Annotated in this window: 15 protein-coding genes; 8 read left to right on the top strand and 7 right to left on the bottom strand. The window is 72.5% G+C overall.

The genetic code is table 11. The features are described from left to right. Positions 1–2 precede the first annotated feature (2 nt). The 3 genes from ABFX46_RS03235 to ABFX46_RS03225 form a co-directional block, all read right to left on the bottom strand. Positions 3–1,148, bottom strand: coding sequence for a DegT/DnrJ/EryC1/StrS family aminotransferase (locus ABFX46_RS03235; RefSeq protein WP_346039816.1), 1,146 nt, complete (start codon positions 1,146–1,148; stop codon positions 3–5). After that, positions 1,145–2,533 (bottom strand): YveK family protein, encoded by a 1,389-nt coding sequence (locus ABFX46_RS03230; RefSeq protein ID WP_346039815.1) that lies wholly within the window; start codon positions 2,531–2,533, stop codon positions 1,145–1,147. The genes ABFX46_RS03235 and ABFX46_RS03230 overlap by 4 nt, the downstream gene beginning before the upstream one ends. A gap of 145 nt (positions 2,534–2,678) precedes the next feature. Next, positions 2,679–3,335: a response regulator gene (locus ABFX46_RS03225; protein ID WP_163053408.1), complete on the bottom strand. Its 657-nt coding sequence runs from the start codon at positions 3,333–3,335 to the stop codon at positions 2,679–2,681. 225 nt (positions 3,336–3,560) lie between these two features. Here ABFX46_RS03225 and galE point away from each other — a divergent pair, with 225 nt between their 5' ends. Beyond that, positions 3,561–4,565, top strand: a complete 1,005-nt coding sequence (gene galE, locus ABFX46_RS03220) for a UDP-glucose 4-epimerase GalE (RefSeq protein WP_346039814.1) — start codon at positions 3,561–3,563, stop codon at positions 4,563–4,565. 1,403 nt (positions 4,566–5,968) lie between these two features. After that, positions 5,969–6,604, top strand: a complete 636-nt coding sequence (locus tag ABFX46_RS03215; RefSeq protein ID WP_346039813.1) for a hypothetical protein — start codon at positions 5,969–5,971, stop codon at positions 6,602–6,604. Positions 6,605–6,803: 199 nt separating this feature from the next. Here ABFX46_RS03215 and ABFX46_RS03210 read toward each other — a convergent pair whose 3' ends face one another. Then, positions 6,804–7,400, bottom strand: coding sequence for a TetR/AcrR family transcriptional regulator (locus tag ABFX46_RS03210; RefSeq protein WP_346039812.1), 597 nt, complete (start codon positions 7,398–7,400; stop codon positions 6,804–6,806). A 134-nt stretch (positions 7,401–7,534) separates the two neighbouring features. On the opposite strand from ABFX46_RS03210, the gene ABFX46_RS03205 reads away from it, so the two are divergent. After that, positions 7,535–9,019, top strand: a complete 1,485-nt coding sequence (locus tag ABFX46_RS03205) for a flavin-containing monooxygenase (RefSeq protein ID WP_346039811.1) — start codon at positions 7,535–7,537, stop codon at positions 9,017–9,019. Positions 9,020–9,032: 13 nt separating this feature from the next. Next, entirely contained in the window at positions 9,033–9,311 is a 279-nt protein-coding gene (locus ABFX46_RS03200) for a hypothetical protein (RefSeq protein WP_346039810.1), read from the top strand. On the opposite strand, the gene ABFX46_RS03195 is transcribed toward ABFX46_RS03200, so the two are convergent. Then, positions 9,312–10,244 (bottom strand): NAD-dependent epimerase/dehydratase family protein, encoded by a 933-nt coding sequence (locus ABFX46_RS03195; RefSeq protein WP_346039809.1) that lies wholly within the window; start codon positions 10,242–10,244, stop codon positions 9,312–9,314. It lies immediately after the preceding gene. Positions 10,245–10,411: 167 nt separating this feature from the next. Between ABFX46_RS03195 and ABFX46_RS03190 the strand changes: the two genes are divergently transcribed. Beyond that, a complete protein-coding gene (locus tag ABFX46_RS03190) occupies positions 10,412–10,885 on the top strand; it encodes a carboxymuconolactone decarboxylase family protein (protein ID WP_346039994.1) in 474 nt (157 codons plus the stop codon). A gap of 79 nt (positions 10,886–10,964) precedes the next feature. Here ABFX46_RS03190 and ABFX46_RS03185 read toward each other — a convergent pair whose 3' ends face one another. Next, positions 10,965–12,068, bottom strand: coding sequence for a pyridoxamine 5'-phosphate oxidase family protein (locus tag ABFX46_RS03185; protein ID WP_346039808.1), 1,104 nt, complete (start codon positions 12,066–12,068; stop codon positions 10,965–10,967). A gap of 46 nt (positions 12,069–12,114) precedes the next feature. Here ABFX46_RS03185 and ABFX46_RS03180 point away from each other — a divergent pair, with 46 nt between their 5' ends. Next, positions 12,115–12,867, top strand: coding sequence for a helix-turn-helix domain-containing protein (locus ABFX46_RS03180; RefSeq protein WP_346039807.1), 753 nt, complete (start codon positions 12,115–12,117; stop codon positions 12,865–12,867). A gap of 48 nt (positions 12,868–12,915) precedes the next feature. On the opposite strand, the gene ABFX46_RS03175 is transcribed toward ABFX46_RS03180, so the two are convergent. Continuing rightward, positions 12,916–15,090, bottom strand: a complete 2,175-nt coding sequence (locus ABFX46_RS03175; protein ID WP_346039806.1) for an MMPL family transporter — start codon at positions 15,088–15,090, stop codon at positions 12,916–12,918. Positions 15,091–15,321: 231 nt separating this feature from the next. Between ABFX46_RS03175 and ABFX46_RS03170 the strand changes: the two genes are divergently transcribed. Together ABFX46_RS03170 and ABFX46_RS03165 are read left to right on the top strand one after the other, a co-directional pair. Continuing rightward, complete coding sequence (locus ABFX46_RS03170; protein WP_346039805.1) at positions 15,322–16,452, top strand: sensor histidine kinase; 1,131 nt, start codon at positions 15,322–15,324, stop codon at positions 16,450–16,452. Then, positions 16,449–17,111, top strand: a complete 663-nt coding sequence (locus ABFX46_RS03165) for a response regulator (protein WP_346039804.1) — start codon at positions 16,449–16,451, stop codon at positions 17,109–17,111. The genes ABFX46_RS03170 and ABFX46_RS03165 overlap by 4 nt, the downstream gene beginning before the upstream one ends. The last annotated feature ends 9 nt before the right edge of the window (positions 17,112–17,120 follow it).

The following is a 17,120-nucleotide window of genomic DNA, read 5'->3' as shown; positions in this document are numbered from 1 at the left end:
GGTCAGCTCCGGGTCCGCAGGGCCTCGGCGAGCGCGGCGGCGACGCGGTCGACGCCGTCGTCCGACAGCCCCGGATACAGCGGGAGCGACAGCAGCTCCTCGCCGACCCGGTCGGTCACCGGCACCCGCGCGCACTCCTCGGCGCCCAGGATCGCCTGGTAGGCGGTCATCTGGTTCGCCGGGATGAAGTGCACGGACGTCGCGACGCCCGCCGCCTCCAGCTCGGCGCTGACCGCGTCGCGGTCCGGCACGCGGACCTGGTAGAGATGCCAGGCGTGCTGGATCCCGTCGAGGTTCCGCTGGGGGAGGACCAGGCCCGGCAGGTCGCGCAGCGCCGCGTCGTACCGCCGGACGATCTCGGCGCGCCGCTCCTGCCAGCCGGGGAGCGCCGCGAGCTGCGCGCGTCCGATCGCCGCCTGGACGTCGGTCATGTTCGCCTTCAGCCCGACCGTCCTCACGTCGTAGCGCCAGCTGCCGCCGGGCAGGTAGCGCTTCCAGGAGTCCTTGCTCATCCCGTGCATGCGCATCGCGCGGACCCGGTCGGCGAACTCCTGGTCGCTGGACGCCACCGCGCCGCCCTCGCCGATCGGCATGTTCTTCGTCGCGTAGAAGGAGAAGCACGCCGCGAACGACTCCGACCCGACGTTCCCGCCGCCGCGGCCCGCGCCCGGGCCGTGCGCCGCGTCCTCGACGACCCTCGTCCGGTCGAGGCCGGCCGCGTCCGCCAGCGCCGCCACGTCCACCGGGTAGCCGCCCTGGTTCTGGACGATCATCGCCGCGGGCCGGCACCGGTCGGCCGCCGCCTTCACGGTCTCCGGGCTCGGCACGAGCGTGTCCTCGTCGATGTCGACCAGCACCGGCCGGTGCCCGGCGTGCAGGATCGCGTTGATCGCGCCGCAGAACGTGAGGCTCGGCGTCAGCACCGCCGACCCGGGCGGCAGGTCCAGCGCGCGCAGGCACAGCTCCAGCGCGGTCGTGCACGAGGCGACCGCCACGACGTGCGCGGCGCCCAGGTAGTCGGCGAACTCCTGCTCGAACGCCGCCGTCTGCGGACCCGTCGTGATCCAGCCCGAGTCGAGCACCTTCACGACCGCGTCGGACACCTCGCCGGACACCGACGGGATCGTGAACGGAACGGACGAACTCATCTGCTACCCCCTGCTCGTGTGGAAGTGGAGATCTTGCGGGACACGGCGACGACGCCGAGCAGCGGCCAGCCCGACGCGGCGACCAGATCGCGGACCGTCTCCAGCCCCGCCACCCGCGTCACCGGCCCGACCACCACGACCACGCCGACCACCTCGTCCGAACCCGGATCGATGTCCTCGAACGCGTGCACATGGCAGAGCCGGCGCACCGGAACCGGCTGGGTGACCTCCGAGGGCGACACCTCGGACTTCTTCGTCATCACGGCGGTGCCGCCGGCGCGGACCACCGACGTGCTCGTCTTCCCGCCGGGCCCGCTGCTGTTGAGCGACGGCCCGCCGTCGTCGCCGGGTCCGCCCTCGCCGCCCTCGCCGCCGCCGTCGTCGCTGCCGGGCCGGGCCGTGACGACCTTCGTGTCGTCCCCGTACACGGCGGACGCGACCGACGACACCAGGTCGGCGGGCAGCGGTCCGGGCGCGCCGACCAGCGTGATCCGCCCGACGCCCTCCTTCTTCGCGGCCAGCCGGATCCGCCGCCCGAGGTCGGCGAGCCGCACCGGCCCCCGGTCGGCCCAGCCGAGCAGCGGCACCCCGAGCCGCCGCGCCACCCGCCGCTGCCCGGGGATCGTGGGCCGGACCATCTCCGTCACCACCGCGATCAGGATCCCGCCGATCAGCCCGACCAGGCCCGCGATCGACGCCATCATGACCACCGGGTTCGTGCGCGGCGCCAGCACCGCCGGCTGCACCACCGAGGCCGTCCCGGCCGTCGACAGCTGCGTCTGCAGGTCCGAGCGGTTCGACCGCAGGTCGGTCAGCTCCGCCTGCACCCGCTCCCGCTCGTTCGCGGCGCCGATGTCGGGGTTCGGCTGCGCGCCCGCCCGCCGCGACAGCGGCCCGAGCTTCTTCTCCAGCTCCCGGACGCGCTTGTCGATCTGCTCCATCTGCTGCGTGATCGAGCCCTGGTTGGAGGTGTTGATCTCCTTGACGACCGCGGCGCCGATCGCGTCCGCCAGCCGCCGCGCCACGTCCGGGTCGCGGTCCTTCACCGACAGCTGGACGATCGTGGACGTCCCGAGCCCGGTCACCTCGATCGCCTTGGCGACCTTCACCGTCGACCGCTCCACCCGCTGCGCGCGCAGCACCCCGCTCAACAGGTTCTCGCTGGTCGCGAACGCCTTCACCTGGCTGACCACGATGGACACGCCCGCGTCGCCGGGCGCCGCGTCCGTCGCGCGGCTGCTCGCCTGCAGCCGCGACTGCGCGACCGCCGGCGGCTCCTGGCCGCTCATCACCAGCCCCACCAGCACGAGCGGGACCACCGTCATGACCAGCAGAAGCGCCCAGTAGCTGCGAACCACCCGCGCCGCGACCTCGTCGATCTCCACGATCTTCCCCTCCGGCTCGTCACGGCGAGCGTAAGAAGGGGCTCCGGCGGAGCAATCGCCCAAAAGACGACCCCCGGCTACGCCTTTTGCATCAGGGGGGACGACCCCCCCTGGCCCCCCGGCCCCGCAAGCGGGGAGTGGTGCATCAGCCGGACGGCCGCATGCCGGCCCGCATCGCGAGCGTGATCGCCTCCAGCGCCGAGTGCAGCCCGAGCTTCGCCAGCAGGTTCTGCGTGTGCGTCCGGACGGTGTTCGCCGACAGCCCGAGCCGCTCGGCGATCTCGGCGCGCCCGAGCCCGTCCACCATGCACTGCAGGACCTCGCGCTCGCGCGGCGTCAGTTCGGCCAGCAGCGCGTCGCCGCCGGCCTCGCCGCCGTCCCGGACGAGCCTGCGCAGCACGTCGCCCAGCACGTCCGGCGGGATCCACCCGCCCTGCCGCGCCGCCGACCGGATCACCCGCGCGACCAGTTCGGCGCTCTCGGTCTTCTCCAGCCACCCGACCGCGCCCCGCCGGACGGCCTGCACCATCGCGTCCAGGTCGCTCATCGCGGTCAGCACCACGACCCGGACGTCCGGGTGGTCGGCGCGGACCCGGTCCAGGACGTCCAGCCCGCTCTCCGCGCCCAGCATCAGGTCGAGGACGAGCACCCGCGGGCGCTCGGTGGCGGTCAGCGCGAGCGCGCGCCGCACGTCTGAGGCGATCGGCAGGATCACCAGGTCGGGCTCGCGCCCCAGCCGCGCCGCGAGGGCCTCGGCGAACAGTGCGTGATCGTCCACGATGAGGACGCGGATCGGTTGCATCCACCGACGATGACCGCTGCGCGCGTCCGGCGGATCCTGCAAACGCTGTACTTCGTCCGGGCTCCGCCGCCGGGGGAGACACGTGCGCGGACGCCACCCGGTGCCCGCCGGTTCACCGGCGTCCGGACCCGGTCACCTTCCGTGCGGGACATTGACCGTCCGCGACCGCCTGCGGATCCTGTGCGTGTCATTCAAGGGGACGCACTGGCCTGCAGGGGATGCCACATGAAAGTCCTGATCACCGGGGGAGCCGGGTTCATCGGCAGCACGATCGCCTCCGCCTTCGCCGAGCGCGGCGTCACGCCCGTCGTGCTCGACAGCCTGGTCACGGGCCGGTCCGAGTTCGCCGCCGGCAAGATCTTCTACCAGGGCGACATCGGGGACGGGGACCTGGTGGACGCGATCTTCCGCGAGCACCCCGACATCGCGGCGACCGTCCACTGCGCCGCGCTGATCGTGGTGCCCGACTCGATGGCCGACCCGCTGCGCTACTACCGGGTCAACCTGTCCAAGACCCTGGACCTCGCCGGCCACCTCGTCCGCAACGGCTGCGACCGGATGATCTTCGCGTCCACCGCCGGGATGTACCGTCCCGAACCCGACCTTTCGGTCACCGAGTCGTCGTTCCTCGAACCGCAGAACCCCTACACCCGCTCGAAGATGATGGCGGAGCTCCTCCTGCAGGACTTCTGCAAGGCCTACGACTTCCGCGTCATCTCGCTGCGCTACCTGAACCCGATCGGCGCCGACCCCCGGCTGCGCACCGGCCTGCAGAACAGCAAGCCGACGCACGCCCTCGGCAAGATGATCGAGTGCTACACCCTGGGCGCGCCCTTCAAGATCACCGGCGTGGACTGGGAGACCCGGGACGGCACCGCGATCCGCGACTACATCCACGTGTGGGACATCGCGCGCGCCTTCTACGAGGCCGCCGACCGCTTCGACGCGATCGTCCCCCCGGTCGGCGACCACCCCCGCTACGAGGTGATCAACCTCGGCACGGGCGACGGCACCACCGTCCGCGAGCTGGTCGCCGCCTTCCGCGAGGTCGTCGGCGACGCCTTCGTCGCGGAGGACGCCCCGGCCCGCCCCGGCGACGTGGTCGGCGCGTTCGTCGACCCGGCCAAGGCGTGGGACCTCCTGGCCTGGAAGCCCGAGTACACCATCGAGGACGCCATCCGCCATTCCCTCCAGTGGGCCGAACGCCGCCGCGAACTCGACGTGGCCTGACCCGCCGCCCCGCCGGCCGGGCCCTCCTCCTTCCGCCGGAGGGCCCGGCCGGCGGGACCGGCGGCCACGGCGGCGCCCGCCGGTATGTCCCGGTGGACGCCGCCATGGCTGCTTAAAGATGGCAATAGTCACTTTATGTATTCATTTGCCTACACACCGTTATGATGCTTCTGTTCTGTGCGGGTGAATCAGGTGTGGGCTGAGGAATCATGGAGCAGGCATGGCGGAGCGGGCATGTCCGGATCGTCACGGTGTCCGCGGTGGTCCTGGCGGCCGCGGCGATGGCGATCGTCCTGGGGGCGCGAGCGGGGCCCGGCGGCGCCTGCGGCTGTGACGCCGACTCGTCGTGCGCCTGGATGACGGACGGCCCCGGGCCGGAGAGGGCTGCGTTCGCCGGTAGGCGGCCGGCGACGCAGGGCCGGGACGCCGACGTCCGGTACCTGGACGGGGACGGCTTCGTTCTCAAGGCCAGCCTTTACCGCGGCCTTGGCGGAGGCGTGGCGAGTTCATTCACGCGAGACGGTCTGGCTTTCACCTTTGAAGGCGGAGCCGGTGTGGGCGGATCCTTTTCCGTAGGTTCGGCAGTGGGGCAACCCGACGCAGGTCTCGCTTTCGAGGCGCGAGCCTCCATGAGTGGCAGGCTGCACGTCCTCAGGCCGCCCGACTTCGGCCTCACGCTCTCCCGGAATGGCGTGGTGCGGGGCTATGTGGACGCCAAGACGGGCCACTTCCGTACCCGATTCAAGTCAAGGCCCATATCGCTGACCGGGGGACGCGTCCAAGGGCATGCCGGGGCGCCGGTGACCCGGCGGTCCTGGAGCCTGGGCACCGAGTTCAAGGTCGCCGCCGGCTACACGGTGGTGATCCCCTGGGGAGGTCTCCTCGACATGTGGACGGGGGTGTTCGGCACCGTCCCCGGCCAGGCCCCGCCCGCGCGACCGGCAGACCCCCTCGGCTGCCTGAGCGCGCCGAACCAGGCCGCGGTCAGGCCCTTGCAGGGCGTTGACCTGCGCAGAGCCAAGCTGCGGGCAGCACTTGCGAGATCGGGTGCATGGCACGGCCCCGGGGCGCCGGCACGAGACCTGAGCACTCGTCCCGCACGCCCGCGCGCATCGGCGAGGCCACCGCGGGGCGGCCCGCGCAGCGGCCCGTCCTCCGCCGCGCCGGACGACCCGGACCCCGCCGGAAGCATGGCCCGCGGGGCGTCCCGCTGCCCGACATCGGGCCCGGTGACATGAAAGTCCGTCATTACGGCCGATCTGCAAACTGACGGAAAGTCGGTTTTGCGGATGACGGTCGGCCGAGAGGTGCCGGCCGCTCGTATTCAGTTCCGCGTAATCGCCTTGTTATGATCAACAAGCGTTCGCGGTACGCGAACCAAGTGCACAAGAAGGGGAAATGGAATGAAACGCATAGCTCGTGCGGCGACAGTCCTCGCGCTGGCCGTCGGGGGCAGCCTGCTGGCCGTTCCCGCGGCTTCGGCGAAAATCGGGCCGTCGCCGCAGCCGCAGATGGTCCACATCTACATCAATCCGCGCTACATCGTGGAGAACGGTCCCGGCGACCTGAACAACGCCGAGATCGAGAAGTCGCCGCACGCCTCGCTGGAGAACGGGAACAAGCCCGTCAAGACCGGCGACATCAAGGCGAACGTCCACGGCAAGAAGACCGGCCCCGTGGTCATCGAGGTCGAGGGCCCGGAGCAGGACGCCGTGAAGGTGGAGGGCGCGGGCGCGGAGAAGGCCGACGCGCTGGAGGCCACCGCCAAGCCGGAGGCCGCCAAGCCCGAGGCCCCGGAGCAGGCGGAGGCCGCCAAGCCGGAGGCCGCCAAGCCGGAGGCCCCGGAGCAGGCGGAGGCCGCCAAGCCGGAGGCTGCCGAGCACGCTGAGGCCGCGCCGCTGGAGCAGGCCGAGCCGGAGCAGCAGAACGCCGCCCCGAAGGCCCCGCAGGCGCCGGAGCAGAACCAGGCCGCACCGCAGGACGCGGCTGCGCAGCCGGCGGCCCCGCAGGACCAGGCCGCGCCGCCGGTCCAGCCGTAACCCGTTCCACAAGGCCTTCTCAAGGCCGCAGAGCCGCCTGATCGGCCCGTCTCGCCGGCGTCGCGGCGGCGACGGAACACAAGAGCCAAGGTCATGCCCCGCTGATGGACGTCAGCGGGGCATGACTTTCGTCGCGACACGGCCGGCACGGGACCCCCGAAGCCCCTCGTCCATGACGCGCGGGCGAGGTAGCGCACGGCTAGGCGGGGTGGGCGAGCAGCAGGCGGATCGTGTTCGTCAGGGCGTGTGGGGAGAGGGCCGGGTCGACCGCGCGGCGCAGGCCGAGGCCGATGCCGAGGCTGAGGAGGGCGTCGGCCAGTTCGGCGGCGGGCAGGGGGAGCGGGCGGTCGCGGCGGCGGGCCTCGTCCTCCAGGAGGAGGCGGAGGGCGCCGGCCCAGCTCCGACCGCCGGAGGCGACCTCGGCGCGGAGCGCGGGGTCGCGGCGGGTGGCGTGGATGGCGAACTCGGCCTCCAGCAGCGTCCAGCCGGGGTCGCCGATCGTGCGCTCGGCCCATGCCTCGAAGACGGCGAGGCGGTCCTCGTCGGAGCCCTCGCCGAGGAAGGCGTCCATGATGGCCTGCACCTGCTCGGCGCGGATGGCCTCGATGACCGTCCGGCACAGCTCGTCCTTCGTGGCGAAGTTCGAGTAGACGGCGCCCTTGGAGAAGGACGCGGCCTCGGCGACCTTCTCCAGCGAGGTGGCGTGATACCCGTCACGCAGGAACAGCCGCCGGGCCGTGGCGAGCAGCAGTTCGCGGGTGCGCGCCTGGCTCTCCGCCCTGGACAGTCGTGCCATTCCGCCATCGTAGGGCGCGGGAATCCCGATACCGGCGGTATCCGCGCTGCCGAACTGGGGGACCGCGGGCATATTGACACCTCGTCCAACTTCTAAATACCTTCGGTATCTCAGGGTGGGGGGAGGGACGCCGGATGAAGCCCGATCATGAGGTGGTCGTCGTCGGCGCCGGGTTCTCCGGGCTCTGCGTCGGCATGCGGCTGCGCCGGCAGGGCGTGCGCGACTTCGTCATCCTGGACGCGGCGGACGGCGTCGGCGGCGTGTGGCGGCACAACACCTATCCGGGCGTCGCCGTCGACATCCCGTCCACGACCTACTGCTACTCGTTCGAGCCCAACCCGTCCTGGACGCGGGCGTTCGCGCCCGGCGCCGAGGTCCGCGCCTACGCCGAGCACTGCGCCGACAAGTACCGGCTGCGGCCGCACCTGCGCCTCGGCACCAAGGTCGAGCGGGCGGTCTTCGACGAGGACGCCGACGTCTGGCGCGTCCGCACCGGCCGGGGCGAGCTCACCGCGCGGTTCCTGGTGGCCGCCGTCGGGCCGCTCGACCAGCCGAAGAACCCGGACATCCCCGGCATCGAGACGTTCGCCGGGACGGTGATCCACACCGCCCGCTGGAACCACGGCCACGACCTGCGCGGCGAGCGGGTCGCGGTGATCGGCACGGGCGCGTCCGGCCTGCAGGTCATCCCGGAGATCGCGCCCGTCGCGGCGCATCTGGACGTCTACCAGCGCACGCCGATCTGGGTGTTCCCGAAGGCCGACTTCACCGTCCCGCGCGGGGTGCGCGCGCTCTTCCGGGCGGTGCCGCCGGTCCAGTCGCTCGCCCGGCTGGTCACCGCGGTCGCGTCCGAGGTGATCATGGTGCTGGGCATCGTCCACTACAGCAAGGCGCCGTTCCTGGTGCGGGCGACCGAGATGGTCTGCCGGGCCCATCTGCGCCGCCAGGTGCCCGACCGCCGCCTCCGGCGCGCGCTCACCCCGCGCTACGGGTTCGGCTGCAAGCGGCCCTCGTTCTCCAACCGCTATTTCCCCACGTTCATGCGCGACGACGTCGAACTGGTCACCGACGGCATCGAACGCATCACCGCGCACGCCATCGTGACGCGGGACGGGCGCGAGCGCGACATCGACACCCTCGTCCTGGCCACGGGATTCAAGACCCTCGAAATCGGCGCGATGCCCGCGTTCCCGGTCGTCGGCCTGGACGGCGTCGAACTCGGCGCCTACTGGGACGAGCACCGCTACCAGACCTACGAGGGCGTCGCCTCGCCGCTCGCGCCCAATTTCTGGCTCATGAACGGCCCGTACACGGTCACCGGCGCCTCCTGGTTCTCGATCATCGAGGCGGGCAGCACGCACATCGTGCGCTGCATCGCCGAGGCGCGCCGGCGCCGGGCGGCCCGCATGGTGGTCCGGCGCCGCCCGCACGACGACTTCACCGCCCGGATGCGCGACCGCATGAAGGGCACGATCCTCGCCCAGCCGAGCTGCGCCCGCTCCCGTTCCTATTACTTCGACCGGCACGGCGACGCCCCGTACGTCCGCCCGGAGTCCGGCTTCTCCGTGCTGCGCCGCAGCCGGACGTTCGACCTCGACGACTACGAATTCACCGGTTGAAAGGAAACCCCTCATGGCCCTTCTCCGCACCGCGGGCATCGCCCTCGCCGCCACCGGCGTGGCGCATTTCGCCGCCCCCAAGGTCTTCGAGCCGATCTCCCGGCTCGCCTTCCCGCACGACACCGGCGCCTGGATCAAGCGGAACGGCGCCACCGAACTGGCGCTCGGCGTGGCCCTGACCGTCGACAAGACCCGCAAGGCCGGCCTCGTCGGCACCGCCCTCTACACCGCCTGGCTGGCCGCCCGCACCGCCTCCAACCGCCGCGTTCCGACGGGTCCGGGGCGCGGCTGATCAGGCCAGTTCCTCCTTGAAGCCCTGGCGCCAGGACGGGTAGCGCAGCTCCCAGCCGAGTTCCCGCTTGGCCTTGGCGTTGGAGAAGCCGCGGCCCTCGGTCATCATCATCACCGCCGCGTCCCCGGCCAGGGGCCGGGCCAGCCAGGCGGGGACCCGCATCGGACGCTTCGCTCCCGCGCACTCCGCCAGGTAGGGCAGCCATTCGGCGGCCGGCGCCGGTTCGTCGTCGACGATGGCGAACACGCCCCGCGCCTGCTGCTCCACGGCCAGGACGGTCGCGGCCGCCGCGTCGTCCAGATGCACCCACGAGCAGTGCCCGGCGCCGCCGCCGACGACCGGGAACTGCCGCTTGCGGACGGGCTCGACCAGGACGTCCATGGCCCCCGGCCCGTAGAACCAGCCGTAGCGCAGCACCGCGCCGCCGGCCCTGCCGACCGCGTCCTCGACGTGCCGGATCGCCGCCATCCCCGGTTCCGCGGGCGTGCCCGTCATCGGGTCCACCGGGTCCTCCTCGGTCTTCACCCAGCCGCCCCGCCGGATCCCGTTCCACGCGCCGTAGCTCTGCGCGACGACATGGGCGACGCCGTTGGCCTCGGCGGCGGCGAGCAGGTGGTCGGTCCCCTCGGTGCGCAGCCGGTTGGTGCCGGCGAACCACCGGTCCATGTGCTTCATGTCCGCCTTGCCGGCGTGCGCCTCCGAGATCGCGGTCATCTGGTGGACGATCACGTCCGGCCGCGCGGCCGCCACCGCGTCCCCGACCGACGCCGCGTCGAGGCCGTCCATCACGGCGCCCTCCGCACCCAGCCGCTCCAGCACGTCGAGCTTGGCCGCGCTCGTCGCGGTGGCCGTCACCTGGTGGCCGCGCTCCACCAGGCGAGGCACCAGCAGCCGTCCCAGCACTCCGCTCCCGCCTGCCACGAAGACCCGCATGGCCGTCACCCTCCTGTTCAGAGTCCATCTGTCACTACGTGCGACGGAACGCGCCGGCCGACTGTGACATCGGGGGCCGCGAGGCGCAGGTCACACTCGGGTCGTGTCACAGGCCGACGGGCCGTCCCGTCTTGAGGGTGTAACCGTCCACGGCGAAGGAGAACATGATGGAAGCGCGCCTGAACCTCTTCGCGAGCCCGGTCATGGCCAAGGTGTTGAAGCACCTCGTCGCGGCCGGCCACGCGATCCCGGACTCGACGCTGCCGCTCGCGACGCAGGAGCTGGTGCGGCTCCGCGCCAGCCAGATCAACGGCTGCGCCTTCTGCGTCGACATGCACACCAAGGAGGCCGCGCACGCCGGGGAGACCGCCACCCGCCTCAACCTGGTCGCGACCTGGCGGGAGGCCACGGTGTTCACCGAGGCCGAGCGCGCCGCGCTGGAGCTCGCCGAGCAGGGCACCCGGATCGCCGACGCGGCCGGCGGCGTCCCGGACGAGGTCTGGGCGAACGCCGCCAAGCACTACGACGACGAGCAGCTCGCCGCCCTGGTCGCCGTGATCGCGATCATCAACGCCTTCAACCGCGGGAACGTCATGACCCAGCAGCCGGCCGGCGACTACCAGCCCGGCCAGTTCGCCTGACCGCACGCCCGGGGACCGCGGGCGCCGCCCGGCGCGCCCGCGGCACCGGGACCGGGACCGGGACCGGGACCGGGACCGGTCAATAGCCCTCGTCCTTGAGTTCTCTCCGGTAGGCGGCGTCCATGGCTCGGCGGGCCAGTCCGGGGGACGCGCCCAGGCCCTTCGAGAGAATCCGCGCCATCGAGGCCGACGCGCCGCGGCCCTTGTTGTGCGCCAGGTGCCGCGCCGCCACGCTCGTCATGTCGAATGCTCCGGATCGGTTGACGTGCACCGACCGGTCCCACATCCGCGACAGCCGCACTGCTTCGTTGGGCGTGACCTGGGCGCGGTGGACGCGGACCACTGTGGCCGCGTGCGGGGGCTTGTCCTTGAGGGCCATGGTCGACAGGAGCGCCGGGTCGTCGGTCACGCGGGCGGTGCCGCTCAGGTGCAGGACGTCGTCGCGGCCGGGGACCAGGGCGGCGAGCGAGACCTCGCCGCAGGCCATGAGATTGCGGAAGGTGTCGGCTCGCTTGTTCCCCCTCCTGTCCGGTATGGCCAGCGTGTGGCCGTCCAGGACGTGGACGAAGCCGGGCGGGTCGCCCTTGGGGCTCGTATCGCCGTGGTCGTTCCCATCACGCGAGGAGATCAGGAGAAACGGCGTCCTCGACAGGAACTCGGCGACCGCCGAATGGGCCAGGGGGCCTTGTGCGGTGCCGGCCTGTGCCGGTGCCGCGTTGTCGCGCCGCTCTTTCCACAGGCCCGAGCGGAGGACGCATCTCGCGCAATGGACCCATGCCTCGTGCAGGGCGACGGTGACGCGGCCACCGGATACGTCCGATGCCGAGCCGTTGAGGCGGAGTGTCTCGCCGATTCCCGGCAGGAGGAAGATCATCGACAGGCCGGTGCCCTGGGCCGGCTGCGGTTCATCCGCCGGAATCGCGAAAGAGAGGTGCGCGGCCGTTTCCGCGTGCGCGAAGCCGGGGCTTCCGCCGACGAGGGTCGTGTGCGCCGCTCCCGCGCCGTCGCGGTAGCCGACGCCGGCGACGGGCGAACGGGCCAGGACGTCCCGGCATCCGTCGTCAATGGTGTCGACCGCCTTCAGCAGGATCAGTCGGGGTGTTCTTCCGATAAGCGTTTCGACGGCCTCCACCGTCGTCACCGTGTGCATGGGCGCCAAGCTAATGTGGCCGAGGCGCGGCATGTGGCCAACCATGGCCGTGAACCGGCCAATCAGTGGAGGGGGCGAGGTGGCGGACGAAGCGGTTCCACCGCTGCTGGTCATCGGCGGGGAGCATGCCGGCCGGGGTGTGCTCGCGGAGCAGCATCAGCACGCCGAGCACCTGATCTCGTGGTCCTCCTCGGTCACCGTCTCGCTGCGCACCGGCGGGCGCGACTGGCTGGTGCCGCCGACCCACGCGCTCTGGATCCCCGCCGGCTGCCCGCACAGCGTCGAGGTGTTCCGCCCGGGGCGCGGCTACGCCGTCCTGCTGCGGCCCGACCGCTGCCCGATCACCTGGGCGGAGCCCGTGGGCATCCTGATCACGCCGCTGATCCGGGAGCTGATCGTTCATCTCGACGGCGGTGCGGGACGGGCGCGGCCGGACGCCGAGTCGCTCCTGCTCGCGCTGCTCGAACCCGTGCCGAGCACCGCCTTCCAGGTGCCGATGCCCGCGGACGACCGCATCCGGGCCATCGCCGAGGCCCTCGTCGCCGACCCCGCCGACCGGCGCGACCTCGCCGCCTGGGCGCATGCGACCAGCACCGGCGTCCGGACGATCACCCGGTTGTTCGTCCGGGAGACCGGCATGACGTTCGCGCAGTGGCGCACCCTCGTCCGGATGAGGGCCGCGCTCACCCATCTCGCTCGCGGGACGTCCGTCGGCGCCACGGCCAGAGCCGTCGGATACCGCAAACCGGGCGCCTTCGCGGATGCGTTCCGGCGTGTCACCGGTCAGCACCCGAGCATCTACCAGGGCGGTGGCGGCCCGTCCGGCCGGTGACGCGGCGCCGGGCGGGCCGTGGTCCCGAGGACGGCCCGCCCGGCCGAGTCAGACCTTGACGCCCTCGTCGACTCCGAGCCGTGGGGGTGCGGCCTTCTTCGGGCGTCCGGGGAGCCACCAGTTGGCCTTGCCGCACAGTTCCATCACCGCGGGGACGAGGACCATCCGGACGATGGTGGCGTCGATGAGGACGGCGACCGCCATGCCCAGCCCGCCCTGCTTGACCGCGATGTCCGGGCCGAGCAGGGACGTGGTGAACACGGCGATCATGATGGCCGCCGCGGCCGTGATGACCTTGGCGGTGCGCGCCAGCCCGCGGGCGACGGCGGCGCGGGTCTCGCCGGTCCGCTCGTACTCCTCGCGGACCCGCGAGATCAGGAAGACCTGGTAGTCCATCGACAGGCCGAACAGGACCGGGAACATCATCATCGGCACCCACGTCGTGACCGGCATGGCGGCGGGGAAGCCGAGCGCCGGGCCGAGCCATCCCCACTGCACGACCGCGACCACCACGCCGTAGGCGGCGGCGATGGACAGCAGGTTCACGACGGCGGCCTGCAGGGCGATCGTGACCGACCGGACCAGCACGACCAGCAGCACGATGGACATCGCGATGACGGCCCCGATCATCAAGGGCAGCCGCGAGCCGAGCTCCTCGGCGGCGTCGATGGTGCCGGCGTTCGGCCCGCCGACGAGGACGCCTCCGCCGCCGGACGCGCCGGGCAGCACGTCGTCGCGGAGCCTGTGCACCAGGTCCGCGGTCGCCTCGTCCTGGAAACCGGTCGTGGGGAAGGCCATGAAGGTGGCGGCCCGCCCGTCCTCGCTGACCCGGGGCGGCGTGACCTGGGCGATGCCCTCGGTCCTGCCGACGGCGTCGACGACGGGACGCAGGTCGGCGTCCCCGGACTCGACCTCGGCGGCGAAGATCAGCGGAGCCCCGTAGCCGGGGCCGAAGCCCTCGGCGAGGATCTCGTGCGAGATGTAGCTGCTCCTGTCGCGGGGCTGGACGCTGGCGTCCGGCTGGCTCAGCCGCATCGACAGCATCGGCACGGCCAGCACCAGCAGAACCGCGCCGGCGAGCACGGCGGAGACCAGCGGCCTGCGCTGCACCACGCCCGCCCAGCGCTCGGCGAGGGTCCGGTGCTCCCCGGCCGGGGCTCCGCCGCGCCGGTCCCGGCGGGACGTGCGGCGCGGCAGCCGCAGCGAGGTGATCCGGTGCCCGGTGAAGCCCAGGAAGGCGGGCAGCAGCGTCACCGCGGCGATCATCGTGATCAGGACCGTGATCGAGGTGGCGATGGCCACCCCCGTCATCAGCCGCTGCCCCATGACGAGCAGCCCCATCAGCGCGATCACGACGGTCGTGCCGGCGAACAGGACCGCGCGGCCCGCGGTGGTCACGGCTCCGACCGTGGCGCTCTCCGGGTCGGCGCCGCCCCGGAGCTCGTCCTTGTAGCGCGTCACGATGAACAGCGCGTAGTCGATGCCGACGCCGAGCCCGATCATCGCGCCGAAGATCAGCGTGAAGTCCGGTGCGGGGGCCAGGTGCCCGACCAGCTTCGTCAGCGCCAGGCCGCCCGCGATCGCCAGGAGCGCGGTCACGATCGGCAGGCCCATCGCCACCAGTGATCCGAAGGCGATGAACAGGATCACCGCCGCCGCGAGGATGCCCACGCTTTCGGCCGGGCCCTGCGGGGGAGTCTCGGCCTTCTCCGCCATGTAGCCGCCCAGCCCGAGCGTGACGCCGTCGCCGGAGGCGTCCTTGACCGCGTCCACCAGGGGCTTGACGTCGGCCTTCTCCACATCCGCGTCGCTCAGCGGGATGGTCGTCCGGGCGATGCGGCGGTCCTTCGTCACCAGGTTCGGGTCCTGGTACGGCGAAACGACCGGGCCGGTGACGGGCGAGTCGGCGAGCGCGGCGATGGTCTTCTCGATCGTCCGCCGGGCGGCGGGGTCGTCGATTCCCTTCTCCGCCTTGACGGCGAGCGTGAGCGTGTCCCCCTGCCTTTCGGGGAAATGCTTCTCGATCAGTGCCTGGGCCTTGGCGGAGCCGGAGTCTCCGCCGGAGAAGTCGTTGTCGGGGGCGGCGCCGTAGGTGAAGCCGGTGAACGCGACGGCGAGCACGCCGGCGATCCAGGCCAGGAGGACCAGGCGGCGGCGCTGATAGCAGAACCCGGCCAGCCCCGCCAGGGCTCCGCCCGCACGGGGGGTCTCGGTCGTCTTCATTTTTTCCCGTGTCCTTTTGAGTCGGCGAAACGGGTCGGGGAATGTGGCCCGATCATTGCCGCCGGACGCGATCCCGGTCGTCCGCTGAACGCAGGCAATTCGCGCTACCGCAGATGCCGCACCCCGGTGCCGCGAAAACGGCAGGCGCCGCGGAGGTACTGCGCGCGCAGTAGCCGGCGGCTCGTCTGCGAGCAGGAGCCGCCCGCGGAAAGTCCTGGTTAAAGTGCGCATATGAGGACAGGACTGCGGCGTCTCTGGGCCAGGGGCGGCGACCGGGTGATCGCGGTCTGCGTGGCGGCGGTGCTGCTCGCCACCGCGCTGGCCGAGGACCACCCCGCCACGGACTACGCCGGGCTCGGCTACGTGCTCGTCGCGGCGAGCGGGCTCGTGCTGGCGGTCGGACGGTCGCTCCCGCTCCTCGTCCTGGCCGCCACCGCGCTGTGCGCGATCGGCTACCAGGCGATCGGGTTCGACGTGCCCGCCGTCGCGTACCTGTTCGCGGTGTACGGCGCCTTCCGGGCCGGGTACCGGCTCGTCACGGTCGCGGCGAGCGCGGCCCTGCTGGTGGCGCTCCCGTTCGCGATCATGGCGTCCCCGGTGGACGGCTCGGTCGCCGACGCGTTCACCCGGGCCCGGGGCGTCCTGGAGCTGGCGTGGCTGATCGCCGCCGGCGCCGCCGGGGAGGCGCTGCGGCAGGCCGAGCGGCGGGCGGACGAGGCCGAGCGCACCCGGGAGGAGGCCGCCCGGCTGCGCGCGACCGAGGAGCGGCTGCACATCGCGCGGGAACTGCACGACTCGCTCACCCACCAGATCTCGATCATCAAGGTGCAGTCCGGGGTCGCCGTCCACCTGGCCCGCAAGCGCGGCGAGCACGTCCCCGAGTCGCTGCTGGCGATCCGGGACGCCGCCCGGGAGGCCAACCGGGAGCTGCGCGCCACCCTGGACACGCTGCGGGACGAGGCCAAGACCCCGCCGCACGGCCTCGACCGCGTCCCCGACCTGGTGGAACGCGCCCGCGGGACGGGCCTGAACACGACGCTGACGATCGCCGGGCAGCGGCACCCCGTACCGACCGCCGTCGACCGGACCGCGTACCGGATCGTCCAGGAGGCGCTCACCAACACCGCCCGCCACGCCGCCGCCGAGACGGCGGCGATCCGGATCGACTACCGTCCGGGCACCCTCGCCGTGCGCGTCGACGACGACGGCAAGGCCGAGCCCGGCACCGCCCCGGTGCCCGGCACCGGCCTGCTCGGGATGCGCGAACGCGTCACCGCCCTCGGCGGCCGGCTGCGCGCCGAACCGCGCAGCGAGGGCGGCTTCAGCGTCCAGGCCGAGTTCCCCGTGGGCCGGCCGTCGTGATCCGCGTCCTGCTGGTGGACGACCAGTCGCTCCTGCGCGGCGGCTTCCGGGCGCTGCTCGACGCGGAGGACGACATCGAGGTGGTCGCCGAGGCCGCCAACGGCGCGGAGGCCCTGCCGCTGATCAGGGAGCACCTGCCCGACATCGCGCTCATCGACGTCCAGATGCCGGTCATGGACGGCATCGAGACGACCCGCCGCATCGCCGCCGACCCCGCCCTGGCGGGCGTGCGCGTCGTCATCCTGACCAACTACGGCTTCCACGAGTACGTGTTCAACGCGCTGCGCGCCGGCGCCGCCGGGTTCCTGGTCAAGGACATCGAGCCCGACGACCTGCTGCACTCGGTGCGCGTCGCCGCGCGCGGGGACGCGCTGCTCGCGCCGTCCATCACCCGGATGCTGATCAGCCGGTACGTGGAGCAGCCGCTCAACCCGCACGCCGGCACGGCGCTGAAGGAGCTGACCAACCGCGAGCGCGAGGCCGTCGCCCTCGCCGCGCACGGCCTGTCCAACGACGAGATCGCCGGCCGCATGGTGATCAGCCCGGTGACCGCGAAGACCCACCTCAACCGGGCCATGGTCAAGCTCCAGGCCCGCGACCGCGCGCAGCTCGTCGTCCTCGCCTACGAATCCGGCCTGGTGACCCCCCGGACCCCCTGACCCGCCGGC

It is taken from the genome of Actinomadura chokoriensis (assembly GCF_039529475.1).
In the GTDB taxonomy this organism is placed as follows: domain Bacteria; phylum Actinomycetota; class Actinomycetes; order Streptosporangiales; family Streptosporangiaceae; genus Spirillospora; species Spirillospora bangladeshensis.
The sequence above is the reverse complement of the archived record's forward strand: the minus strand, read 5'-3'. Positions and strand labels throughout refer to the sequence as shown.